We start from the raw sequence: 25103 nt of genomic DNA on the forward strand, positions 1-25103 counted from the left end.
GGAGACCTGATCACCAAATGAAGATGCCGCCGGAGAGCGGCGGCATCGAACGTCTGGTCGCAACCGAACGGAGCCGCCCTATGGGGACGGCGTAAAATAGTTCGTGAAGCTGGTGCGACCGGTGATCATGGGGCGCAAAATACGAGCACCAGGCCGGATCGTCAACCGGCTTCAGAAATATCCCTTCAAATTCCGCCGCACCCGCTCCAGCACCGGCACGTCCGCCGGCGGCAGGACGAAGGGCTGGCCGGTGATGCGCTCGAAGGCGTCGATGTAGACCCGCGCGGTTTCCAGCACCACGTCCTGCGGGATTACGGGGATCTCGTCCTTGTAGGGGTCGCAGCGGGCGACCACCCAGGTGCGGATGAAATCCTTGTCGAAGCTCTCGGGCCGCTCGCCGGCCTCGAAGCGTTCCTGGTAGCTCTCCGCAAACCAGTAGCGGCTCGAGTCCGGCGTGTGGATCTCGTCGGCGATCATGATCCGGCCTGTCTCGTCGATGCCGAACTCGTACTTGGTGTCCACCAGGATGAGGCCGCGCTCGCGGGCCATTGCCCTGCCCTTCGCGAAGAGCGCGAGGGCGTAGTCGGAGACGGTCTGCCACTGCTCTCTGCTCAGCAGGCCCTGCCCGACGATCTCGGCCGGCGTCAGCGGCTCGTCGTGGCCGCCGTGGAAGGCCTTGCTCGTCGGCGTGATGATGGTCTGCGGCAGCTTCTCGTTGTCGCGCATGCCCTCAGGCAGGCGGATGCCATACATCTCGCGCTGGCCGGCCTTGTAGAGGGAAAGGATCGACGTGCCCGTGGTGCCGGCGAGATAGTCGCGCACCACGATCTCCACCGGCAGGATGGTCAGCCTGCGGCCGACCAGCACGTTCGGATCCGGATATTCGATCACGTGGTTGGGGCAGATATCCGCCGTCGCCTCGAACCAGAACCTGGCGGTCTGGGTCAGCACCTGCCCTTTCAGGGGGATGGCCGCTAGATTCCGGTCGAAGGCGCTGATGCGGTCCGACGCGATGATGATGCGCCGCCCGTCGGGCAGGTCGTAATTGTCGCGCACCTTGCCGCGATAGTGGTTCGGCAGTTCCGGGATGGTCGCGTCCTCGAGGACGTAACCGGCATAGGCTCCGAGGGCCGCTTGATCCACCATGCTCACCTGCCAAGGATTTCGGGCGCCGCGCTCGCATAGCGCGCTGGCCGTGTTCTAGACTGAAATCCTCGGCGCGCTAGGCCAAAAATCGGCGGAACGCCGCTCTTTCCACGGGCACGGCCTCAAGCCCTACTGGCCTGCCCTCGCGTCCCGGCGATAGGTCACGTTGAGGCCCGACAGGGTCACGGTGGTCTCGTAGCCCTGGGCGTCGATGATGGTCCATTGCTTGAGCGCATTGGCCCGGCTGTCGAAGCGCAGGGTGATCTTCGAGGTGCCGCCCAGCGTCGCGCTGTCGTCGAACCGGACCGTCACCACGCCGTCGCGCCCCACCTGCACGTCGCGCACCTTGGTGTCCCGCGAGAGGTCGATATTGTCCTGGACGAGGAATTTCAGGGGGGTCTGCCCGACCGGATAGACGTCGTTGGTGCCGAGCTTCTTGTCGCGGATGGCCACATTGCGCCCGTCGGAGACCACCTCGAGGGTGCTCGGCGGCGCGTAGGCGAAGTGGAACTGGCCCGGGCGGCGCATGGAGAGCGTGCCCTCGGCCTGCTGGCCGTTGGGGTTCTTCTGCACGAAATAGGCCGACATCACGTCGATGCTGTTGAAATAGGCGTTGACCCGGTCGAGGGCCTCCTCGGGCGTACGGGGGCCCGGCGGCGAGGTCGGCGTCGGAGCGGAGGACGGCGCGGCGACGGCGGTCGGCGCAGGCACGGCCTGGGCCGGGGTCGCGCGGGCGGGCTTCGGCGGCTCGGCCACCTTGGCGGGAGGCGGCGTGGCGGGCTTGGCCGGCTCGGCCGCCTGCACGGGGGGCTCAGAAGCAGGCTTCTGCGGTTCAGGAGCGGCCGGTCTCGCCTCCACTTTCTCAGGAGCAGGCGCCCGCGGCTGCGGCTCGGGTCTCGTGGCGGTCTGAGGCTGGGCGGCCCGTTGGGGTGCCGGCTGGGGCTTCTGCACGGTCGCCTTCGGCTTGGCGGGCTGCGGACGCGCTTGCGGCTGCGCCTGGGGGCGCGCCGCCGGCTGGGGGGTGGCCTGCGGCGCGGGCTGCTGGGGAGCGCTGCCGGCCGGCGCCCCCGGCTTCTTGAAGATGCCGTCGAGGAAGCGGGTCACCGGATCGGAGGGCTGCTGGGCAGCGGCGGGAGATGCGCACGCGAGAGCGAGGGACAGACCGAGAATGCAACGCACAGACGAATGGAGCATGACGCCACTGTTAACCTGAGAATTCACCGATGGCCCGTGCGCAAAAGCACGGCGCAGCAAGGCTTTATGGCTTGGATAAGAGGCTGAATGAAGGCAGGAGCCTTGCAGACGAAACCCACCGGGTCCATAGCGCACGCCGATTCCAGAGGCCTCACGCGGCATCCGCCAGTTCGTCCTGGTCGTCCGCCACGGGCCGGACCGGCGCAGGCCGGGGCTTGGGAGCCCGCGGGCGGGACGGCTGCTTCTTCTTGCCCTTGGCGGGCTTTGCCTTGCCGCTGAGCCCCCGCCACCAGCCCTGCCAGCTCCAGGCTCCCGGCCCCATCAGGCCATAGAACAGGAGACCGGCCAAAACGCCGAGGTGGGACAGAAACACCGCCTGCTCGGCCTGCCGGTTCAGGCCGGCATAGTCCCAGAACCGGTGCATGGTGCCGGTCGTCACCACGAGCGCCGCAATGAGAACGGCGGCGCTCAGGCGCGGCGCGAAACCGAAGATGAGAGCCAGAGGCCCGAACACCTCGGCCAGGACGATCAGGGTCGCCACCACGTCTCCGTAGGGCATGCCCTTGAGGGTCAGGGTGGCGGCCAGGCCGGAAATGTTCGACAGACGCCCGATGGCGACCGGCAGAAAGCAGCCGGCCAGAAGCAGGCGGTTCAGCAGCAGAATTCCATTGACGCCCGTTCCCCTGTCCTCGCCCATGCTCTCGCCCTCCGACCACGTTGCTCGACGGCGCCGGGAATCGGCCCGGCGCCTCAACGAGCATTTGAGGCAGAGGTTCTTAACCCGCCCTTATCGAGAGCCGGCAATCCACGGGTAGAGCATTTTTCGGCGAAGTGGCTCCGGTTCGCTGTCAAAAAATGCGCAAACCAAGAAGAGAGATGATTCCACGTTAGTGGAACCAGCTCTCGTCAGAGCTTCAGGTTCCGCTCCCGGAGCATGCTTTCCCATCGCAGGGAGTGCTCCACGATAGTGGCGAGGTCGTCGTGACGCGGCTCCCAGCCCAGCCTGGCGCGGATGCGGGACGAATCCGCCACGATCGTCGTCGGGTCGCCCGCCCGCCGCGGACCGATCCGCGCCTCCACGGGCTTTCCGGAAACCTTGCGCACCGTCTCGATGACCTCGGAGACCGAATAGCCGTGCCCATAGCCGCAATTCATGACCAGGCTCTCGCCCCCCCCGTCGAGATGCGTCAGGGCCTGCAGGTGAGCGGCGATCAGGTCGCTCACATGGATGTAGTCCCGGATGCAGGTTCCGTCCGGCGTCGGATAATCCGTGCCGAATACCTCCATGTGGGACCGCATGCCGAGCGCCGTCTGCACCGCCACCTTGATCAGGTGGGTGGCGTTCGCGGTCGACTGGCCATGGCGCATCTGCGGATCGGCGCCCGCCACGTTGAAGTAGCGCAGCACCACATAGCGCATGTCGTGCGCGGCCGCGACATCGCGCAGCATAACCTCCGTCAGCTGCTTCGAGCTCCCGTAGGGCGACAGGGGCCCCAAGGGTGCGTTCTCGTCGATCGGCTTGTCGGAGGTGTCGCCATAGACGGCCGCCGTCGAGGAGAACACGAATTTCTTGATTCCCGCGGCAACGGCCGCCGCCATGAGGGAGCGGCTCTTGACGGTGTTGTTCAGATAATAACCCAGGGGATCGGAGACCGATTCCGGCACGATGAGCTTGGCGGCGAAATGCGCGATGGCATCGACCCGGTGCTGCTGGAGCGTGCGAAGGACCAGCTCGTAATCTCCCACATCGCCGACGACGAGAGGTACACCCTCCGGAACCGACCAGCGGAACCCGGTCGACAGATTGTCGAACACGATCGGGTTGTGTCCCGCATCGAGGAGCGCCAGAACCATATGGCCGCCGATATACCCTGCCCCGCCTGTCACGAGAACGTTCATGGGATCTCCTGAAAACCTACTCAACTTTTCGCCTGCTGGCTTTATAGGTGCTGAAATTCTAGATCAACGCGGTCTCAATGGAAGGCTACCGGGCCGATTTTGAGGGGATGCAGGATGGATGATCGCAAGGAATACTGGTGGGTTCACCATGAGGCGGCGGTGCAGCCGGCCGAGGTCGACTTCGTCGGCGGCATTCCTGTGAGCTTCCGCTTCATCGGACGAGCCGGCACCATTTCCGCCGCATCGGCCGAACTGATCGAGCGTCTGCCTGCGCCTCCAAGGCCCGTCATCCGCCCCCAGCAGCCGCAACCGCCCGTCGCCCAGCCGCAGCGGAGCGGCTCATGGCTGTGGTTCTTCGGCATCCTTCTGTTGATCCTGGTCGCCCAATGCTCAGGACAGCTTTTCGATCTCATCAAATAATCGAGCCCCTGCGGCGATCGGAATTGCAACCTGATCGATGGGGGTATCGAGGCACTATCAAAAAGGCTTCATCCCATTCGAGGTAGGCTTATACTTCGACAGCATTACACCTCTTCAGGGCATTCGACTCTTTAACTCCGAATTGCCCCGCGCGTATAAAATAGATCCATTTCACTTCTGCGATTATGCCTATTTAATTCCGAGTAATCAGGCCGACACCGCAGAGGAACACGCCAAGATGCTCACGACTTCCAGCGAGGCGGAAACCGATCCCGCTTCGAAGACCCGAACGCGTCACCTGTCCTTACGGCAGCGCCGCCTCGCCAGATCACCAGCGACGCAAACCTGAACAACGCCGTCGCACTGACGGCGTCCCCAAAACAGTCGGCATTTGCAATGCGCGCACCGGATCGATTCCGGTGACGACGACGCTCGCGGTCGCGCTGACACATCGATACTTGAACACTTAAGGACCTCATCATGATCTTCTATGTTGATCCGCCGACCGGCGATGCCACGAAAGACATGGCGGCCATTAATAAAGCGATTGCCGACGCAAACACATATTACGAAAGCCATAAGGCAGAGGGTCAGGTCACGGTCCAACTCGCCTCAGGAACCTATATGGTGAGTGGCGATCCGACGAATCCTTCCAAGGGTCCGGTCGAGCTCATGTCGGGCGTTGCCCTCGTCGGCGCGGGCACACGCGATTCCACGATCAAGCTCGTGGACAATTTCAATGCGCGCATCAACGGCATCGTGCGAACGGAACTGGAGACCGTCGAAAACGTCACGGTCGCCAATCTCGTCATCGACGGCAACCGGGAGCACAACACCGGACACCAGGCCGGCTTCATTTGCGGCATCAAGGAGGACGGCTCCGGCCGCACGCAGACCAACATCACGATCGACAACGTGGAGGTGATGAACTGCACGGCTTACGGCATCAATCCGCACGAAGTCACCTACGGCATGACGATCAAGAATTCCGAGTCTCACGGCAACGGGCTTGACGGCTTCGTGGCGGACGCCGTCGTGGGCGGCACCTACGAGAACAACGTCGCCTACAACAATGACCGCCACGGCTTCAACATTCAGAACGAGACGACGGGCCTCACCCTCAAAGACAACGAAGCTTACGGCAACGGTTACCGGTACATGTACCAAGGCGTCCTTGCAGGCGGCGCCGGTCTCACCATCCAACGCGGCAACATTCCTCCTGCAGGCTCGACCGAGATCCCCTGGGTCTCCGATATCGAAATCATCGGCGGCTCGTATCACGACAACGGCAAGGAAGGCATCCTGGTCAAGCTGTCGGAGCAGATCACCATCACCGATGTCGATATCTACGGCAATCAGCGCCAGGGCGTCCGGATCGAGGGATCGGACGACGTTACGGTTCAGGACAGCCGAATCCGCAACAACTCGCAGGAAGGCGATGGCGTCTACGACGAGATCAACATTCGCCTGCGTTTCGACGACGATTATTCCCAGAACACCTACTATTCTCACAACACGCAAATCCTGAACAACGTGATCTCGTCGACCGGCGCCGTCAACGCCCGCTATGGCGTTCGGGAGGAGCAGACCAATGACGATGCCGGACCGACAAACACGGTCGTCTCCGGAAACACGATCAGCGGAATGAACTCTGGCTCCATCTCGGTCCCGGGCTATGTCTGGACCGGCGATATAGGCAACAACGCGATCGACGGCACTGATGGCGCCGATACGATGGCGGGCGCCGCAGGCAACGATGAATACACGGTCAACCATTCGGGCGACGTCGTCATCGAGAATGCCGGAGAGGGAACGGACCACGTTTACTCCTCCATCACCTACGCCCTGACCTCCAATGTGGAACACCTGACCCTGCTGGGTGCGGGCGCCATCAACGGGCACGGCAACGGACTCGACAACGTGATTGTCGGTAATGCGGCCGTCAATACACTCAAGGGCAATGACGGCAAGGATACCCTGGATGGCGGCGCAGGCGCCGACAGTCTCGATGGCGGCAACGGCGACGATACATACTATGTCGACGATGCGGCCGACCTGATTGTCGAGAAAGCCAGCAAGGACGCGAACGGTATTGAACTGGGCGGCTACGACCGCGTGATCAGCTCGGTCAGCTACGCTCTCTCGGCTGAAGTCGAGGAGCTGACGCTGACAGGGTCAGCCAACCTGAACGCCACCGGCAACTCAGGCGGGAATGTTCTGAACGGCAACGGCGGCGACAACGTGCTTAACGGCCTGGGCGGCGCCGATACGATGAACGGCGACCTTGGCAACGACACCTACTATGTCGATCACAGCGGCGATACAGTGAACGAGGCTGCCGGAGCCGGGATCGATACGATCATCAGTTCCGTGTCCGGTTCCCTCGATAAACCTCTGGCCGCCAATGTCGAGAATCTGACGCTGATTGCGTCTACCGATCCGTTGAAACCTAACATCCAGGGTGTGGGAAATCAGCTCAACAACGCCATCATCGGCAACGATCTCGTTAACAAGCTGTACGGCCTCGACGGCAACGACACGCTCGACGGCGGCGCGGGAGCTGACTCGTTGACCGGCGGTGCGGGAGACGATGTGTTCATTCTCCGCAAGGGCGAGTTCCAGGACGAAACGATCGCCGACTTCATCGGCAACGACGCGCTTGCAGGCGACCGGATCGAATTCGTCGGCTTCTCCAGCCAGGCGGTTCTATTCTCCGCCGGCGGCGGCATCTGGACGGTCACTGACGGGGGCTACTCCGAGAGCTTCCGCGTGTCCGGCGGGGTGAAGGTTCACGCCAGCGACCAGAACCTTCAGTTAATGCCGGGGCCTGTCTGGAACGGTGACGCAGGCAACAACGAGATCGTCGGCACCGCCGGGGCCGATACGATGAACGGGGGAGCGGGCAACGACGTCTACCACGTCAATCATTCAGGAGATGTGGTGAACGAGGATGCGGGAGCCGGGATCGACACAGTCGTCAGTTCGATCTCCTTCTCCCCTGATAAACCTCTGGCTGCCAACGTCGAGAACCTTACTCTGACTGCTCCTGCCGATCCGACGAAACCCGCCCTTCAAGGTACGGGAAACCAGCTCAACAACGTCATTACGGGCAACGATCAGGATAACAAGCTGTTTGGTCTGGAAGGCAACGACACGCTCGTCGGTGGCCTCGGTAACGACACCCTGGATGGGAGTCTTGGCACGGACACGGTGATCTATACCGGAAAGAAGTCCGACTACACCATCACGATCAAAATCGACGAATGGAAAGTGACTGGCTCGGATGTCGGCACCGACACTCTGCGAGCCATTGAGATCGTGCAGTTCTCGGACGGGCGTCTGAACAACGGCGTCTGGGAGCCTACTCCGACCAACCCGGGCAATCCCGGCCCAGGGACGCCCAGCAATCCTGGAACCCCGGGCAATCCTGGAACGCCGAGCAACCCCGCGAATCCTGCAGTCGCGACCGAGAGCCGCAACGGCAACTCCAAGGCGAACACCCTCGTCGGCAACGACAACATCAACATCATGAAGGGCCTGGGCGGCAACGATGTCATCAAGGGCCGGGGTGCCGGCGACGAGCTCCGTGGCGGCGTCGGAAACGACAAGGTCTACGGCGAGAGCGGTGATGACTGGCTCTACGGCGACGACGGTGCCGACAGGGTCTATGGCGGCACGGACAGCGACCATGTCTATGGCGGCGGCGGCAACGACCGCGTCTACGGAGATTCCGGCAACGACTGGGTCTATGGCGGCGGCGGTCAGGACACGGTCGTCGGCGGCTCGGGCGACGATGTGATCGATGGCGACGGCAGCAACGACGTCCTTTACGGGAATGCTGGCAGCGACGCCTTCGTGTTCAGCGACAAGCTTGGAACGGCCGGCACGGATCGCAAGGTCAACTTCGATACGATCAAGGACTTCAACGTCACGCTCGACAGCCTCTGGCTCGACAACGCGGTATTCAGGAAGCTCGGAAGCGGGACATTGTCCAACCCGACGCAGCTGAACAAGGAGTTCTTCGTCACGGGCACCAAGGCACGGGAGAAGGATGACTACCTCATCTACAACAAGAAGACGGGCGTCCTCAGCTACGATGCCGATGGATCGGGTTCGAAGGAGGCTGTGGAATTCGCGCAGCTCTCCAAGAACCTCAAGCTGACCTACAAGGACTTCTTCGTCATCTGACGTCGACGTCGCAAGAAAAGGGCCCCTGCCGGTCGGCACGGGGCCTTTTTGCGCTTTGACGGCCGGGAACTGCAGGGCGCCGGATGGGCGCACGGGGACCAAAGCCGGTCCAGCGCCGTTGATGGGAGAGAACGACAGGTGACAATTCACCCGAGGATCTATAAGAACCAACCTGTTTCACGTCAAAAAAGAAACAAATAATTTATTCTACATCAGAGAGATGCAAAATGGCCGCCCGTGGTGCCCTGGACCTCATCGGAAGGACTCCCCTCGTCGAGGTGACGAATCTCGATACCGGTCCGTGCTGGCTCTTCCTGAAGCTGGAGAGCGCCAACCCGAGCGGCTCCATCAAGGACCGTCCGGCCCGCGCCATGATCGAGGCGGCGGAAGCGGACGGACGCCTGAAGCCCGGAGGCACCATCGTCGAGGCGACGGCCGGCAACACGGGCGTCGGCCTGGCCCTGGTCGGCGCCAGCAAGGGCTATCGCACCCTTCTCGTGGTGCCGGACAAGATGAGCCGTGAGAAGGTCCTGCACGCCAAGGCCCTGGGCGCCGAGGTGGTCATCACCCGTTCCGACGTGGGCAAGGGTCACCCGGACTACTACCAGGACCTCGCCCAGACGATCACGAACAGGACGCCGGGTGCCGTCTACATCAACCAGTTCGAGAATCCGGCCAACCCGGCCGCCCACGAAGCGAGCACCGGCCCGGAGATCCTCGAGGGTATGGACGGTGACGTGGATGCCGTCGTGGTCGGCGTCGGCTCCGGCGGCACCCTCACGGGCGTCGGACGCTATCTAAAGAAGGCGTCGCCCAAGACCGCCATGGTGCTGGCCGATCCGGCGGGCTCCATCCTCGCCCCGCTGGTCGAGACCGGGCAGATGACCGAGGCGGGCTCCTGGGCGGTGGAAGGCATCGGCGAGGACTTCGTGCCGCCGAACTGCGACCTCTCCCTGGTCAAGAAGGCTTATTCCATCGGCGACAAGGAGAGCTTCTCGGCAGCCCGCGAATTGCTGCGCAAGGAAGGCATCCTGGCGGGCTCCTCCTCGGGTACCCTGCTGGCGGCCGCCTTACGCTATTGCAGCGAGCAGACGGAACCGAAGCGCGTCGTCACCCTGGTGTGCGATACGGGTGCGAAATACCTGTCGAAGGTGTTCAACGACGCCTTCATCGCCCAGGAAGGCTGGCTCGACCGCAAGACGACCGGCACCGCGCGGGACGTGGTGATCAACCCCTTCGGCGAAGGCGCCACCATCTTCGTCTCGCCCAGTGAGACCCTGCGCTCGGCCTTCGCCCGCATGCGCTCCTCCGATGTCTCGCAGCTTCCCGTGATCGAGAACGGCAGCGTGGTCGGGTTGATCGACGAGAGCGACATTCTGGATGCGCTGGTCGCCCACGAGGGCGCTCCCCAGAGCGTCTTCGACAAGCCCGTGCGGGACGTGATGGTCTCGCGCCTTCAGACGATCTCCGCCGATGCTCCGGTCAAGGAGCTTCTGCCCCTCTTCGCCGCCGGCCTCGTGCCGGTGATCATGGACGGCGATTCCTTCGTCGGCCTCGCCACCCGCATCGACCTCATCAACTTCTTCCGGATCCACCCATAATGACCGCCCGCAACCAGCTCGATTTCGCCACCCGCTGCATCCATGCGGGTCAGTCGCCGGATCCCACCACGGGCGCGGTGATGATGCCGATCTACGCCACCTCGACCTTCGCGCAGGAGAGCCCGGGCGTTCACAAGGGCTTCGAATATGCCCGCTCGCAGAACCCGACCCGCATGGCATTCGAACGCTGCATCGCGGATCTCGAGGGAGGCACCGCGGCCTTCGCCTTCTCGTCCGGCCTCGCGGCGAGCGCCACCGTGCTCGACATGCTGGAGCATGGCTCCCACATCGTCGCTTCCGATGATCTCTACGGCGGCACCCGCCGCCTCTTCGAGCGCGTGCGCAGAAAATCCGCCGGGCTCGACATCACCTATGTCGATCTCGGCAACCCCGATGCGGTGAAGGCGGCTCTGCGCCCCAACACCAAGCTCGTCTGGGTCGAGACGCCCACCAACCCGCTCCTGAAGCTCGCCGATCTGGAGGCGATTGCTGCCGCCACGCGCGGGCACGGCACCTGGCTCGTGGCCGACAACACCTTCGCCAGTCCCTATGTGCAGCGCCCGCTCGAATTCGGGTTCGACATCGTGGTGCATTCCACCACGAAATACCTCAACGGCCATTCCGACATGGTCGGCGGCGTGGTGATCGTGGGCCAGAACCAGGAGGTCCGCGAGAAGATCGCCTTCCTGCAGAACGCGGTCGGCTCGGTCTCCGGACCTTTCGACAGCTTCCTGGCGCTGCGCGGCCTCAAGACCCTGTCGCTGCGCATGGAGCGGCACTGCACCTCGGCGCTCAAGATCGCCCAGTTCCTGGAAAGCCATCCGGGCGTCGACGGCGTGATTTATCCGGGACTCGCCTCGCACCCGCAGCATGAACTCGCCAAGCGCCAGATGCGGGGCTTCGGTGGCATCATCACGGCCCGCATCGCGGGCGGGCTCGACGGCGCGACACGCTTCCTGGAGCGCTGCCAGCTCTTCACCCTGGCGGAGAGCCTGGGGGGCGTCGAAAGCCTGATCGAGCATCCGGCGATCATGACCCACGCCTCCGTGCCGCCGGAGGTGCGGGCCGAACTCGGCATCGACGACGGGCTCGTGCGCCTGTCGGTCGGCATCGAGGACGCGGACGACCTGATCGAGGATCTGCGCTCGGCTTTGGCTTAAACGTCGTCCGAAGCGCTCTATCCTGCTCGTCATCACCGGCCTTGTGCCGGTGATCCCGATCGGAAAGGCACTGCGCTTCAGACAATCGGGATGGCCGGGACAAGCCCGGCCATGACGACGTGAGTGTCATTCCCGGCCGGAGCGTCAGCGAAGGGGAAGGGAATCCACCCGCACGCTCAGCGCTATGGATCCCCTTCCCGGTCCTGCGGACCGCCGGGGATGACACGCGCCAATCACGCAACCGGCGAGAACCGTCCGACGAGCTGGTGCCGATCGCCCGGATAGGTGATGCGCGCCTCGGTCACGAAGGCGCCCGCCTGCCATGTTCTGCGCTCCAACATGAGACAGGCGGTTCCCGTCTGGATCTGCAGCCGCTTCGCCATAGAACCGTCGGCATTGACGGCGCGCACGATGTGCTCCGCATCCGTCCAGGGCACACGCCGCAGCAGCCAAGTGCCGGGCGGATCGTCCTTGAACGCCTCCTTGTCGGCTTCGGGCACGGTGGCGAGATTGATCAGGCGCTGCTCGAAGGCCTGCGGCACGTCGTCCATGACGTGAAGGGTCGAGAGGCAGAGCATCTTCGTCCCCACCGGAAGACCTGTGCGCTGCGCGGCGGCGGCATCGATGGGCTCGACGGAGCGGTGCAGGATCCTGAAGCGGTATTCGACTCCGGCCCGTGCCGCCTCGAGGGCGAAGTCCTGGATCTGCAGCACGGCCTGCTGGCTGCTCGGCTCCGCCACCACCGTCCCGGCGCGGCGCCGGCGCGTGATGAGGCCGTTGGCGGCTAGTGTCGAGAGCACCTTGTTCACGGTCATGCGCGAGCAGCCGTATTCCGCCATCAGCTCGTGCTCGAAGGGAATGCGATGGCCCGGAGGCCATTCGCCGGACATGATCTTGGCCTCGATGTCGTCGCGGATGCGCTGGTGCAGATGCTTCATGCTTGTCTCATGCCAGGATGCGGGCCATGGCGCGCGCATAGCGGGCGCGGATCGCGTCGCGCTTCACATGCCGGCCGCCCGTGACCACGGGTTCGCCCGCAACGAACACCGTGTCGATGGCGGCCTTGCCGGTCACGAACACGTAAGAATCGAGCCAGCGGTCCCCTGAAACGGCCGCGAGATCGGGATGGCTCGGATCGAGCACCACGAGATCGGCGCGATGCCCTGCCGCAATCGCCCCGATGCGGCGGCCGAGCGCCTGAGCGCCGCCCGCCAGGGCCTTGTCATAGAGGCTGCGCCCGGTCGACTGGCCCTTGTGCCCGGCCAGGACATTGCGGGCGCGGTGCTTGAGGCGCTGGCTGTATTCGAACTGCTTGAGTTCGCCGGGAGCCGAGATCTCAATGTTGGAATCGGAGCCGACGCCGAAGCGGCCGCCAGCTGTGAGGTAATCGATCCCTTCGAAGATGCCATCGCCGAGATTGGCTTCCGTGATCGGGCAAAGGCCCGCCACCGCGCCGCTCGTGGCGATGCCCTCGACCTCCCGTGCATCGAGATGGGTCGCGTGGATCAGGCACCAGCGCCGGTCGACGGGCGCGTGGTCGAGCAGCCATGCGACGGGACGCTGCCTAGACCAGGCGAGGCAATCCTCGACTTCCTTCACCTGCTCGGCAATGTGGATGTGGATCGGCCCCTCACCCGCCATCGCCTCGACCTCGCGCAGGCTCTCGGGCGTCACGGCGCGCAGGCTGTGCGGCGCGACACCAACGACGGCATCGTCGAGATCGGCCACGGCCTGACGCGCGCCTTCGAGCAGGCGAGCATAGCTCTCCACATCGTTGATGAAGCGCCTCTGACCTTCGGACGGCGCCGCGCCGCCGAAGCCGCCCTGCGCATAGAAGACCGGCAGGAACGTCAGGCCCATGCCGGCGTCCCGCGCGGCGGCCGCGATGCGGCCGGAGAGCTCCGCGATGTCGGCATAGGCGCGGCCGTCCGCATCGTGATGCAGGTAATGAAACTCGGCGAGAGCCGTGAAGCCGCCTTCCAGCATCTCCATCATGGCGAAGGCCGCGATGGCTTCCACGTCGTCGGGCGTGAGGGAGCCGAGAAAGCGGTACATCACCTGTCGCCACGTCCAGAAGCTGTCCCCTTCCGGCCCGCGCGTTTCGGCAAGCCCCGCCATGCCGCGCTGGAAGGTATGAGAGTGCAGGTTCGGCAAGCCGGGCAACGCGATTCCGGCGATGCGCTCGCGCCCCTCTGCGGAGGCGTTCGGCATGACGGCGGCAATCGTCCCATCCTCGATGTCGATCCCGACGTGCTGCGCCCAGCCGTCCGGCAGCAGGGCATGATCGAGAATGAGCCTGCGCATGCTGACACCTTCCTTGTTGATGGTCCTGACGCGCAGCCGCCAAAAAGCCACGCCTGCACCCGAGCATCAGAGCCGATCGAATAAGTCTAGACAATACCGATGTTCCGCGATTATGTATAGACATTATCGCAACCTCACCGGAGCAGGAACATGCGCTTCGATCGGGTCTGGTTCAACGCTCGCTTGGCTACGCTTGCCGGCGACGATCTCGGGATCGTGGAGAGCGGGGCCGTTGCCGCCAGGGACGGCCGGATCGCCTTTGCCGGACCGGCGGAGGATCTCCCCACCGGCTGGGAGGCGGCCGAGCGAATCGATTGCCAGGGCCGCTGGATCACCCCCGGCCTCGTCGATTGCCATACCCATCTGGTCTTCGGCGGCGACCGGGCGCATGAATTCGAGCTGCGCCTGAAAGGCGCGACCTACGAGGAGATCGCCCGCGCCGGCGGCGGCATCGTGTCGACGGTCAAGGCGACGCGGGCGGCCAGCGAGAATGAACTCGTCGCCAGCGCCCTGCCCCGCCTCGATCATCTCATCGCCGAGGGCTGCACCACCGTCGAGATCAAGTCGGGCTACGGCCTCGATCTGGAAACGGAGGCGCGCTCCCTGCGCGCCGCGCGCCGTCTCGGCGAGGAGCGCCCGGTTTCCATCATAACCACCTTCCTCGGCGCCCATGCCCTGCCGCCGGAGGCGAACGGCGACAAGGATGCCTTCATCGACAAGGTCTGCCGCGAGATGCTGCCGGCGCTCGCCCGCGACGGACTGGCCGATGCGGTCGACGCCTTCTGCGAGGGCATCGCCTTTTCACCCGAGCAGACCGCGCGCGTGTTCGAGGCCGCAAGGGCGCATGGTCTCAAGATCAAGCTCCACGCCGACCAGCTCTCCAACCTGCACGGTGCGAAGCTCGCGGCCGATCACGGCGCCCTCTCGGCCGACCACCTCGAATATACCGACGAGGAAGGCGCCGCCGCCATGGCGAAGGCCGGCACCGTCGCCGTGCTGCTGCCCGGCGCGTTCTACATGCTGCGCGAGACGAAAGTGCCGCCGGTCGCCGCCTTCCGCAACGCCGGCACGCGCATGGCGCTGGCGACCGATTGCAACCCCGGCACCTCGCCGCTGACCTCGCTGCTGCTGACCATGAACATGGGCGCGACCCTGTTCCGCATGACGGTCGAGGAATGCCTCGCGGGCGTCACGCGCGAGGCGGCGCGTGCGCTAGGCCTGCTCGACGAGATCGGAACGCTGGAAGCCGACAAATCCTGCGATCTCGCGATTTGGAACATCGAACGGCCCGCGGAGCTCGTCTACCGCATCGGCTTCAACCCGCTTCACGCCCGTGTCTGGAGGGGACAGTGACCCAAGACGTAAAGCTTCATCCCGGCTCCGTTGCGCTCGCTGATTGGCGTCGCGCGTATTTCGGTGCGGGCATCACGCTCGATCAGGATTGCCGCGCCGCCATCGAGGCCGGCGCCAACACGATCGAGACGATCGTCGCCAAGGGCGAGCCGGTCTACGGCATCAATACCGGCTTCGGGAAGCTCGCGAGCGTGCGCATCGGCACCGCCGATCTCGCCACGCTCCAGCGCAACATCGTGCTCTCGCACGCGGCCGGCGTCGGCGAGCCGCTGCCGGCCGCGGTGGTGCGGCTCATCATGGCACTCAAGCTCGCAAGCCTCGCGCAGGGCGCATCGGGCGTGCGCTGGTCGACCATCGAGCACCTGACGGCCTGCCTCAAGGCGAACCTCATTCCGGTCATTCCCGGCCAGGGGTCGGTGGGCGCCTCGGGCGACCTCGCTCCCCTCGCCCACATGACGGCAGCCCTCATGGGCGTCGGCGCGTTCTTCGTCGACGGCACCCGCATGCCGGCGGAGGCGGCTCTTGCGCGCGCGGGCCTCGCGCCGCTCGTTCTTGGACCCAAGGAAGGCTTGGCGCTTCTCAACGGCACGCAGGTGTCGACCGCGCTGGCGCTCGCCGGCCTGTTCGAAGCCGAGCGCGTGTTCCAGGCGGCGCTCGTCACGGGCGCGCTCGCGACCGATGCGGCCAAGGGTTCGGACGGGCCGTTCGACGAGCGCATCCAGAAGCTCAGGCGTCATCGCGGGCAGATCGAGGTCGCCGCTTCCCTGCGCGCCTTGATGCAGGGCAGCGCCATCCGCGCCTCGCATCTCACCAACGACGACCGCGTGCAGGATCCCTATTGCCTGCGCTGCCAGCCGCAGGTCATGGGCGCAGTCCTCGACCTGCTGCGCCAAGCCGGCGAGACGCTCGGCACCGAAGCGAACGGCGTGTCCGACAACCCGCTCGTCTTCTCGGAAACCGGTGAGGTCATCTCAGGCGGCAACTTCCATGCCGAGCCGGTGGCTTTTGCGGCCGACATGATCGCCATGGCCCTGTGCGAGATCGGCTCTCTGGCCGAGCGGCGCATCGCCATGCTGGTCGACCCGTCATTGTCTGGGCTTCCCGCCTTCCTGACGCCGAAGCCCGGGCTCAATTCCGGCTTCATGATCCCGCAGGTCACCGCCGCAGCGCTCGTATCGGAAAACAAGCAGCGCGCCTACCCGGCAAGCGTCGACTCGATCCCGACCTCCGCCAACCAGGAGGACCATGTGTCGATGGCAACCCATGGCGCACGACGCCTTATCCCGATGGCGGCGAATGCCGCCAACGTGATCGGCATCGAGTTGCTCGCCGCCGTTCAGGGCTGCGACTTCCATGCGCCGATGCCTTCGAGCGAGCGCCTGGAGCGCGCTCGCGCGCTGCTGCGTGCGCAGGTGCCGCATCTCGACGACGACCGGCACATGGCGCCCGACATGGAGCAGGCCACGGCCCTCGTCGTGTCCGGCGCGCTCGCGGATGCGGCCGGTGCCGACGTGCTGCCGCTCGTGACGGATGAGGTCCGGGCATGAGCGCGCATCCCGACTGGCTCAGCGTCATCCGGGGCGAAGCGCCCCTCGTGGTGAGCCTGCCGCATACGGGCACGGACATTCCATCTGACTATGAACATGGCCTCGTCTCGCCCTGGCTCGCGCGCAAGGATGCGGATTGGTGGATCGAACGGCTCTACGATTTTGCCGCCGATCTCGGCGCGACCGTGATCCGCACCACGATCTCCCGCACGGTGATCGACGTGAACCGCGACCCTTCCGGCGTGTCGCTCTATCCCGGACAGGCGACCACGGAGCTGTGCCCCACCACCACCTTCGACGGCGAGCCGCTCTACGCGCCGGGCACGGAGCCGAATGCGGAGGAGATCGCCGAGCGGCGTACGCGCTTCTTCGATCCCTATCACGCGACGCTTCGCGCCGAGATCGAGCGGCTGCGGGCACGGCATGACAACGTGGTGATCTATGACTGCCACTCGATCCGCTCGGTCATTCCGCGCCTGTTCGACGGCACTCTGCCCCATTTCAACATCGGCACCAATGGCGGCACCACCTGCGCGCCTGTCTTGACCGACGCCATCGAGGCGATCTGTGCCGGCAGCGGCTTCAGCCACGTGGTCAACGGCCGCTTCAAAGGCGGCTATATCACGCGCAGCCTCGGGCGTCCCGAGGCAGGCGTCCACGCCGTCCAGATGGAGCTGGCCTGCCGTGGCTACATGAGGGAGCCGCTCGGCCCCGTCTCCGAGGGCGAATGGCCGAGCGCCTACGACGAGGAATTCGCGGCGCCCATGCGCGCGGCCCTCACGCGCATCCTTCAAGCCTGTCTCACCTTCGCCCAATCCAAAGCCTGATCCGAGGATCCGTCCCATGACCCGCATCGACAATGCCCGCGTGATCCGCGCTCCCCACGGCACCGACCTGTCGGCCAAGAGCTGGCTGACCGAGGCGCCGCTGCGCATGCTGATGAACAACCTCGATCCCAACGTCGCCGAGAAGCCGGGCGAGCTCGTCGTCTATGGCGGCATCGGCCGCGCCGCGCGCGACTGGGACAGCTTCGACCGCATCGTGGCCGCGTTGAAGAACCTGGAAGCCGACGAGACGCTTCTGGTGCAGTCGGGCAAACCGGTCGGCGTGTTCCGCACCCATGCGGATGCGCCGCGCGTGCTGATCGCCAATTCCAACCTCGTGCCGCACTGGGCCACCTGGGACAAGTTCCACGAACTCGACCGCAAGGGGCTCATGATGTACGGCCAGATGACGGCCGGCTCCTGGATCTATATCGGCACGCAGGGCATCGTGCAGGGCACCTACGAGACCTTCGTGGAGGTGGGCCGCCAGCACTATAACGGGGATCTCTCCGGCCGCTGGATCCTCACGGGCGGCCTCGGCGGCATGGGCGGCGCGCAGCCGCTCGCCGCCACGATGGCGGGCGCCTCCTGCCTCGCCGTGGAATGCCAGCCGAGCCGCATCGAGATGCGCCTGCGCACCGGTTATCTCGACCGGCGCGCCGACACGCTCGACGAGGCGATGGCCATCATCGAGCAGTCCTGCCGCGACAAGAAACCAGTGTCCGTGGGACTTCTTGGCAACGCCGCCGAGATCTTCCCCGAGATCTACCGGCGCGGCATCCGCCCTGATGCGGTCACCGACCAGACCTCGGCGCATGACCCGATCAACGGCTATCTGCCGAAGGGCTGGACGCTGAGCCAGTGGGAGGCCAAGCGCGAGAGCGACCCGAAAGCCGTGGAGCACGCCGCCAAGCAGTCCATGGCCGAGCACGTGCGCGCCATGCTCGATTTCTACAAGGCCGGCGTGCCGACTCTCGATTACGGCAACAACATCCGCCAGATGGCCAAGGAGGAAGGCGTCGACAACGCCTTCGACTTCCCGGGCTTCGTGCCGGCCTATATCCGCCCGCTCTTCTGCCGTGGCATCGGGCCGTTCCGCTGGTGCGCACTCTCGGGCGATCCGGAGGACATCTTCAGAACCGACGCCAAGGTGAAGGAGCTGCTGCCCGACAACAAGCACCTGCACAACTGGCTCGACATGGCCAAGGAACGCATCAAGTTCCAGGGCCTGCCCGCGCGCATCTGCTGGGTCGGCCTCGGCGACCGTCACCGCCTGGGCCTTGCCTTCAACGAGATGGTGGCCAAAGGCGAGCTGAAGGCCCCCATCGTGATCGGCCGCGATCATCTCGATTCCGGCTCGGTCGCGAGCCCGAACCGGGAGACGGAGGCCATGAAGGACGGCTCGGACGCCGTCTCCGACTGGCCGCTCCTCAACGCGCTGCTCAACTGCGCCTCCGGTGCCACCTGGGTGTCGCTGCACCACGGCGGCGGCGTCGGCATGGGTTTCTCGCAGCATTCGGGCATGGTGATCGTCTGCGACGGCACGCCCGAGGCGGCCAAGCGCATCGAGCGTGTGCTCTGGAACGATCCGGCCACGGGCGTGATGCGTCATGCGGATGCGGGGTACGACATCGCGATCGATTGCGCGCGCGAGCACGGCCTCAACCTGCCGAGCCTGCGCTGATGACGGCACGCGTCATCCGCCAGCACGATCTCGTCCGGGTTCCCTGGAAGAACGGCCACGGCACCACCGCGGAGGTCGCGGCCTTTCCGGAGGGCTCGACCTTCGAGACCTTCGGCTGGCGCATCAGCATGGCGGATGTGGCGTCGGACGGGCCGTTCTCAACCTTTCCGGGAATTGACCGCACACTGATCGTGGTCGAGGGCGACGGCATCGAGCTCGATGTGGAGGGCATTGCATATCCGCTCGACAGGAGCTCTCCCAAGCTCTCCTTTTCGGGAGACGACATCACCGCCGGGCGGCTCCTGGTGGGGCCGATCCGCGACCTCAACGTGATGACGCGACGCGGAAAGTTCCGGCACCGGACCCGGTTCGTGGAATCCGGCGTGGCGCTGCTGTCGGAGGACACGACAGTGGCCTTTCTCGTCGCGCTCGACGGTTCCTTCGACGTGACGCTCGATTCGACCATCCATTCGCTTCAAGTGCTCGACACGCTGATGCTGGAGGCGACGCGGGATCTCATCGTCCTCTCCGGCACCGGGCGCGCGATCCTCGTCGAGATCGCGCCGGACCAAGCCTAGGAGCGCGATATTTGTCGCATGATGCCCAAAACAGTGGCAGGTCGAAATGTCTATACATTTGACAATGCCGCTGCGTCATGGTGCCATTCGCCCGCTCACAGAAGAATGCCGACCGCGGACAACACCTTTCAGGGGAACGGCCGGCGGAACGAGTCAGGGAATCAACAGAACGGAGGCTGCAATGAAGGCGGTATTGGGTGGATTGGCCGTGTTGGCACTGGCGGTCGGGTCGGCTTCGGCACAGGAGACGAAGGTGGCCATCGGCATCTCGGGCTGGACGGGCTTCGCGCCCCTCACCCTCGCGAAGGAAGCCGGCATCTTCAAGAAGAACGGCCTCGACGTCACGATCAAGAAGGTCCCGCAGGCCAGTCGCCATCTCGCCATCCAGTCCGGCGACATCCAATGCGCCGCCACCACGGTCGAGACCTGGATCGTATGGAATGCGAACGGCGTTCCCACCAAGCAGATCTTCCAGCTCGACAAGAGCTACGGCGCCGACGGCATGGTGGTGAAGAACGACATCGCCTCGATCAAGGACATCAAGGGCAAGCAGGTGGCGGCCTCCGCGCCCGGCACGTCGCCCTATTTCGCTCTCGCCTGGATGCTCAAGAAGAATGGGCTGTCCGTGAAGGACGTCACCGTCGTCAACATGGAGCCGGGCCCGGCCGCTCAGGCCTTCATCGCCGGGCAGAACGATGCGGCCATGACCTACGAGCCCTATCTCTCCTCCGTTCGCGCAGCCCCTCAGGCCGGCAAGATCATCGCCACGACCCTCGATTATCCGATGGTCATGGACACCTTCGGCTGCACGCCGAAATTCCTCGCCGACAATCCGAAGGCCGCCAAGGCTTTCGCGGACAGCTATTTCGAGGCCCTCGACATGATCGCCAAGGATCAGGCCAAGGCCTACGAGATCATGGGCGCGGACGTGAAGCAGACCGGCGAGGCCTTCGGCAAGTCGGCCCAGTTCCTGCGCTGGCAGGACCGCGAGGCCAACAAGAAGTTCTTCGCCGGCGAGTTCAAGACCTTCTCGGCGGAAGCCGCCGACCTGCTTCTTGAAACCGGCATCATCAAGCAGAAGCCGGACATGGAAGCCCTGGCCGATACGAGCTTCATCCAGTAACACCTTCGGGATACGGCGGCCGGTTTGACTGCCGGCCGCCGTATCGTTCTTTCTTCCCGCGCATCATCCGGCCCGATCGGTCGGATCGCAGAACAGATCACACATGCCTCGTCCTCTCGAACCCGTCAGCCAGGGCACGCGCATCGCGCTCGGCATCTCCTTCTTCGTGCTCTTCTTCGCGGCCTGGGCCTTTGCGACGCTGGGCGGCTTCGTCTCCCGCACGTTCCTGGCCGATCCGATCACCATGGTGCAGGACGGCTGGCTGCTGCTCACGCGCTTCGGTTTCCTGGGCGATATCGGCATCACGGTCTGGCGCGTCGTGGGCGGCTTCGTCCTGGCCGCGCTCGTTGCCGTGCCGCTCGGCATCATGATGGGCGCCTACAAGTCCTTCGAGGCGTTTCTCGAGCCTTTCGTGTCCTTCGCACGCTATCTGCCGGCCTCCGCCTTCGTGCCGCTGCTCATCCTCTGGGCCGGCATCGGCGAGATGCAGAAGCTCCTCGTGATCTTCATCGGCTCGGTCTTCCAGATCATCCTCATGGTGGCGGTGGCCGTGGGCAACACCCGCCGCGATCTCGTCGAGGCCGCCTATACGCTGGGCTCCAAGGACAGCGGCGTGGTCAAGCGCGTGCTGATCCCCGCCAACGCGCCCGAGATCGCCGAGATCCTGCGCCTCGTGCTCGGCTGGGCCTGGACCTACGTGATCGTCGCGGAACTCATCGGCTCGTCGTCCGGCATCGGGCACATGATCATCGACAGCCAGGCGCTTCTCGCCACAGGCCAGATGATCTTCGGCATCATCGTCATCGGCATCATCGGCCTCATCTCCGATTTCCTGTTCAAGGCCCTCAACCGCAAGCTCTTCCCATGGAGGCTCGCATGAGCAACACGATCCTCCAGATCGACAATGTCTCGCGCGTGTTTCCCGGCATGCGCGGCGGCGCGCCCGTTCGGGCGCTCGAGCCGACGAACCTGCAGGTGGCGCAGAACGATTTCATCACCATCCTCGGCCCCTCCGGTTGCGGGAAATCCACGCTCCTGCGCATCGTCGCCGGCCTCGACCGGCCGAGCAGCGGACGCGTCATGCTCAACGGCCGTGAGATCAAGGGCCCCGGTGCCGATCGGGGCATGGTGTTCCAGTCCTACACCCTCTTTCCGTGGCTGACGATTGCCGAGAACATCGCGTACGGCCTGCGCGAGAAGAGCATGCCGAAAGCGGAGCGCCAGGACATCGTCGCCTCGTACACCGAGAAGGTGGGCCTGCGCGGTTTCGAGAACCATTATCCGAAGCAGCTCTCCGGCGGCATGCAGCAGCGCACGGCCATCGCCCGCGCGCTCGCCAACGATCCGGACATCCTGCTTCTCGACGAGCCCTTCGGCGCCCTCGACAACCAGACCCGCGGCCTGATGCAGGAGCTCCTGCTCGGCATCTGGGAGCGCGAGCGCAAGACCGTGCTCTTCGTGACCCACGACATCGAGGAAGCGATCTTCCTCGCCTCCCGCGTGGTCGTCATGTCGGCCCGTCCCGGCCGCATCAAGGCCGACATCCCGGTCGACCTGCCGCATCCCCGCCATTACACCATGAAGACCACGCCTGAGTTCTCCGCCCTGAAGGCGCAGCTGACGGAGGAGATCCGCGTCGAGGCCATGCAGGCGGAAGCCGTGCACTAGAGCCTCGGACCCAAAAGTGGCTTCCACTTTTGGGTCCGAGGCTCCTTCCCTTAAGCGGCGCATCGTGCGGAAAACCGGGGCCACTTTTCCGCACGATGCGCTAGCATGTCCTCCGCCGCGACGCACAAGGCATTCGCGGTACTCTTCCGGGTGAATTGACGCTGCGGGCTCCTTCAGGCGACCCTTCCCGTCTCTGATGTGGGAAGGCACGATGCTCAAGCGCCTGCTAGCCGGATCCATCCTGATCGCCAGCGGCATGCCCGCCATGGCCGACATCCTCATCGAACAGGCAATGATCACCGCCGGCGAGCTGCGCGTCGTCGGCCGGTTGAGCAAACCCCGGCAGGTGTCGGTTTTTCTCGACGAGCGGTTCGAAACGAAAGCGGAAGCGAACGGCCGATTCACCTTCCGGGTTGCCTATCATCCCGTCAATTGCATCGTGAACCTCCAGGCGGAGAACGAGCAGCGGCAGGCGGTCGTCGGATTCTGCGGCCAGCGAGGTCCGGAAGGATCCGGAACGGCACAGCAATCGGCGGCCGCCGCACCGGCTCAGCCGGGGCCAGCGGGCCCGCCCGGCCCTCAGGGCGAACCCGGTCGCGACGGATCTCCCGGTCCGCAGGGAGCCGCGGGACCTGAGGGACCTCCGGGCCCTCAAGGACCGGTCGGGCCTCCCGGGCCGCGCGGAGAGGCGGGTCCTCAGGGCCCGCCCGGAACGTCGGAAGCTCGAGCCGCTCCTCACGGGCAGCCCGGACCTGCGGGGCCGGCAGGACCGATCGGGCCCGAAGGTCCGGCAGGCCCGCCAGGTCCCCAGGGGCCGCAGGGGCTAGCCGGTCACCAAGGGCCTCATGGACCTCAGGGAGCCCCAGGGCCGCGCGGCGAACCGGGACCGGCAGGTCCTGCTGGTCCGGCCGGTCCGCCGGGTCCTGTCGGGGCGGAAGGACCGATCGGGCCCATGGGCCCTGCCGGCTCGCCTGGACCGCAGGGTGTCGCCGGTGCCATCGGTCCCATCGGACCTCCGGGTCCCCTTGGTCCCATCGGCCCGGCAGGCCTCACGGGTCCCGTCGGCCCGCCCGGACCTGCAGGCCCGGAGGGCAAGGCGGGAACGGCTGGAACGATCCTTCGCGTCTTCGTGCAGGAATGCGCATCCCAGGGCCGATGCATGGCGCGTTGCGAGCAGGACGAATATCCGGTCAACGGCACCTGCAACCGCGGCGATCGCTTCGACATGGATGAAACAGGCGTCTACTGCTTTTCCACCAGCGACACGGCAAAAGGCATGATCGCGCGGGCGATCTGCGCGAAGAAGTAACTCAATCGGACTGGCGAGAATGCTCTGCTGGAAGGAGCGACGAGCGCCAAGGACGGAGCTCGCGATAAGACTGGCGTCGAGCTGATCAGACCGCGTGTCTGTCCTTGCGAGCCGACGTCGAAGCCTCATCCACAACCCTCGGAGCAAAGGTGCTGCTGAGCGGATGGGGGTTCCATGGGTGGTCGGAGGACGACACCACTTTGAGCGCACCGAACCAGCGACGCCTGAACCGCGTCGCGGTTTGCAAGTCGCTGAAGCCCACGAGCCCCCACTCGTCGAGCAGGTGATAGAAGTCCCAGTCGCTTTCCTGCTCGTCGAGCCACCGGATGACCTCCTGGTTCAGGTCGCGCCCGCTCTCGTTCCAGACCCGCCAGTCGTTGACCATGAACACGTAGGGCCAGAGCTTCGAATAAGCGTCGATGCCGTAGCAGGCCGAGGAAGCCATCTCGTCGTCGCGCCATGTTGCGGCAATGGTCTTCTTCAGTTCATCCAAATTCTTCATCGCCCAGGTCTCAGATTGCCCGATCCGCGCTGCGGGTCTGCGTTACGATGTTCACAATAGCATATAGGTGTAATCCAAGAGTAGTAGAAAAATTCTTACACCCCGTCGCATTGAAGTAAAAAATGATCATGAGCAATGGCGGCAGATCTTACGACCTGGATGCTTCAAGATCGTCTATGGAAATCGTCCTAAGGCGGGCCGTTGCTCGGAAGTATTAGCAGACTCAACGATATCAATGACTTTGCTTTTCTCACAAGTGGTAATCCCAAAGAGGAAGGGAACGAATCCCTCTCCAAGTACCTATCTGGTTAAAAGGTGCAGGGAGACTTGCATGACGCCAGACCAGGTTGAGCTTGTCGCGCAGGCGTTCTATGGCGCCGAATATCCAGGCGACTGGGACGATGCTCCCGAGATCCTCCAGGAGCAGTTCAGGGATCTGGCCCGCATGGCCATTTCGCTTCTGCATCGGCAGATCTCGCACAACCGATCATCCTTTGTGCTGGCGAAGATAGCCGCGCCCGTTCACGAAGAGGAAGCGGTCCGGCTCCCATCCTGATCGACAGGCGCTTCAGTCGTCACCGCTCAGCGGATCGCTCATCTGGG

21 protein-coding genes are annotated in these 25103 nt (G+C 64.8%); 14 read left to right on the forward strand and 7 right to left on the reverse strand.

Annotated features, from left to right (window positions below):
* Positions 1 to 171 precede the first annotated feature (171 nt).
* The 4 genes from VB672_RS07370 to galE form a co-directional block, all read right to left on the reverse strand.
* Positions 172 to 1146: a phosphoribosylaminoimidazolesuccinocarboxamide synthase gene (locus VB672_RS07370; RefSeq protein ID WP_329783527.1), complete on the reverse strand. Its 975-nt coding sequence runs from the start codon at positions 1144 to 1146 to the stop codon at positions 172 to 174.
* A 129-nt stretch (positions 1147 to 1275) separates the two neighbouring features.
* Positions 1276 to 2340 (reverse strand): LolA family protein, encoded by a 1065-nt coding sequence (locus VB672_RS07375; protein WP_329783528.1) that lies wholly within the window; start codon positions 2338 to 2340, stop codon positions 1276 to 1278.
* Positions 2341 to 2491: 151 nt separating this feature from the next.
* The gene (locus VB672_RS07380; RefSeq protein WP_329783529.1) at positions 2492 to 3037 is read right to left on the reverse strand and encodes a DoxX family protein; all 546 of its coding nucleotides are present in this window, start codon (positions 3035 to 3037) and stop codon (positions 2492 to 2494) included.
* Between the two features lie 209 nt (positions 3038 to 3246).
* Positions 3247 to 4239 (reverse strand): UDP-glucose 4-epimerase GalE, encoded by a 993-nt coding sequence (gene galE, locus VB672_RS07385; protein ID WP_329783530.1) that lies wholly within the window; start codon positions 4237 to 4239, stop codon positions 3247 to 3249.
* 114 nt (positions 4240 to 4353) lie between these two features.
* On the opposite strand from galE, the gene VB672_RS07390 reads away from it, so the two are divergent.
* From VB672_RS07390 to VB672_RS07405, 4 genes are all read left to right on the forward strand, one after another.
* Positions 4354 to 4659, forward strand: coding sequence for a hypothetical protein (locus tag VB672_RS07390; protein ID WP_329783531.1), 306 nt, complete (start codon positions 4354 to 4356; stop codon positions 4657 to 4659).
* 480 nt (positions 4660 to 5139) lie between these two features.
* Positions 5140 to 8847, forward strand: coding sequence for a right-handed parallel beta-helix repeat-containing protein (locus VB672_RS07395; protein ID WP_329783532.1), 3708 nt, complete (start codon positions 5140 to 5142; stop codon positions 8845 to 8847).
* A 227-nt stretch (positions 8848 to 9074) separates the two neighbouring features.
* Positions 9075 to 10448: a pyridoxal-phosphate dependent enzyme gene (locus VB672_RS07400; RefSeq protein WP_329783533.1), complete on the forward strand. Its 1374-nt coding sequence runs from the start codon at positions 9075 to 9077 to the stop codon at positions 10446 to 10448.
* A complete protein-coding gene (locus VB672_RS07405; protein ID WP_329783534.1) occupies positions 10448 to 11608 on the forward strand; it encodes a cystathionine gamma-synthase in 1161 nt (386 codons plus the stop codon). Before VB672_RS07400 ends, VB672_RS07405 begins: the two co-directional genes overlap by 1 nt.
* A gap of 233 nt (positions 11609 to 11841) precedes the next feature.
* Here VB672_RS07405 and hutC read toward each other — a convergent pair whose 3' ends face one another.
* Both hutC and VB672_RS07415 read right to left on the reverse strand, forming a co-directional pair.
* Entirely contained in the window at positions 11842 to 12546 is a 705-nt protein-coding gene (gene hutC, locus VB672_RS07410) for a histidine utilization repressor (protein WP_329783535.1), read from the reverse strand.
* Positions 12547 to 12553: 7 nt separating this feature from the next.
* On the reverse strand, positions 12554 to 13912 hold the full coding sequence (locus tag VB672_RS07415; protein WP_329783536.1) for a formimidoylglutamate deiminase: 1359 nt from the start codon (positions 13910 to 13912) through the stop codon (positions 12554 to 12556).
* Positions 13913 to 14062: 150 nt separating this feature from the next.
* Between VB672_RS07415 and hutI the strand changes: the two genes are divergently transcribed.
* From hutI to VB672_RS07460, 9 genes are all read left to right on the forward strand, one after another.
* Entirely contained in the window at positions 14063 to 15265 is a 1203-nt protein-coding gene (gene hutI, locus VB672_RS07420) for an imidazolonepropionase (RefSeq protein ID WP_329783537.1), read from the forward strand.
* Complete coding sequence (gene hutH / locus VB672_RS07425) at positions 15262 to 16812, forward strand: histidine ammonia-lyase (protein WP_329783538.1); 1551 nt, start codon at positions 15262 to 15264, stop codon at positions 16810 to 16812. Before hutI ends, hutH begins: the two co-directional genes overlap by 4 nt.
* A complete protein-coding gene (hutG, locus tag VB672_RS07430) occupies positions 16809 to 17639 on the forward strand; it encodes an N-formylglutamate deformylase (RefSeq protein ID WP_329783539.1) in 831 nt (276 codons plus the stop codon). Before hutH ends, hutG begins: the two co-directional genes overlap by 4 nt.
* Positions 17640 to 17655: 16 nt before the next feature.
* A complete protein-coding gene (hutU, locus tag VB672_RS07435; protein WP_329783540.1) occupies positions 17656 to 19320 on the forward strand; it encodes a urocanate hydratase in 1665 nt (554 codons plus the stop codon).
* Positions 19320 to 19898 carry a HutD/Ves family protein gene (locus VB672_RS07440; protein ID WP_329783541.1) on the forward strand — a complete coding sequence of 193 codons (579 nt, stop codon included), beginning with the start codon at positions 19320 to 19322 and terminating at the stop codon, positions 19896 to 19898. The genes hutU and VB672_RS07440 overlap by 1 nt, the downstream gene beginning before the upstream one ends.
* Positions 19899 to 20079: 181 nt before the next feature.
* Complete coding sequence (locus tag VB672_RS07445; RefSeq protein ID WP_329783542.1) at positions 20080 to 21021, forward strand: ABC transporter substrate-binding protein; 942 nt, start codon at positions 20080 to 20082, stop codon at positions 21019 to 21021.
* Between the two features lie 103 nt (positions 21022 to 21124).
* Positions 21125 to 21901, forward strand: coding sequence for an ABC transporter permease (locus tag VB672_RS07450; RefSeq protein WP_329783543.1), 777 nt, complete (start codon positions 21125 to 21127; stop codon positions 21899 to 21901).
* Positions 21898 to 22689 (forward strand): ABC transporter ATP-binding protein, encoded by a 792-nt coding sequence (locus VB672_RS07455; protein ID WP_329783544.1) that lies wholly within the window; start codon positions 21898 to 21900, stop codon positions 22687 to 22689. Before VB672_RS07450 ends, VB672_RS07455 begins: the two co-directional genes overlap by 4 nt.
* 211 nt (positions 22690 to 22900) lie before the next feature.
* Complete coding sequence (locus VB672_RS07460) at positions 22901 to 23998, forward strand: hypothetical protein (RefSeq protein ID WP_329783545.1); 1098 nt, start codon at positions 22901 to 22903, stop codon at positions 23996 to 23998.
* Between the two features lie 85 nt (positions 23999 to 24083).
* Here the strand turns inward: VB672_RS07460 and VB672_RS07465 are convergent, their stop codons facing one another.
* On the reverse strand, positions 24084 to 24500 hold the full coding sequence (locus VB672_RS07465; protein ID WP_329783546.1) for a hypothetical protein: 417 nt from the start codon (positions 24498 to 24500) through the stop codon (positions 24084 to 24086).
* 331 nt (positions 24501 to 24831) lie between these two features.
* Here VB672_RS07465 and VB672_RS07470 point away from each other — a divergent pair, with 331 nt between their 5' ends.
* Positions 24832 to 25056: a hypothetical protein gene (locus tag VB672_RS07470; protein ID WP_329783547.1), complete on the forward strand. Its 225-nt coding sequence runs from the start codon at positions 24832 to 24834 to the stop codon at positions 25054 to 25056.
* Positions 25057 to 25103: the final 47 nt, after the last annotated feature.

The organism is Microvirga sp. CF3016, assembly GCF_036314085.1.
Taxonomy (GTDB): Bacteria; Pseudomonadota; Alphaproteobacteria; order Rhizobiales; family Beijerinckiaceae; genus Microvirga.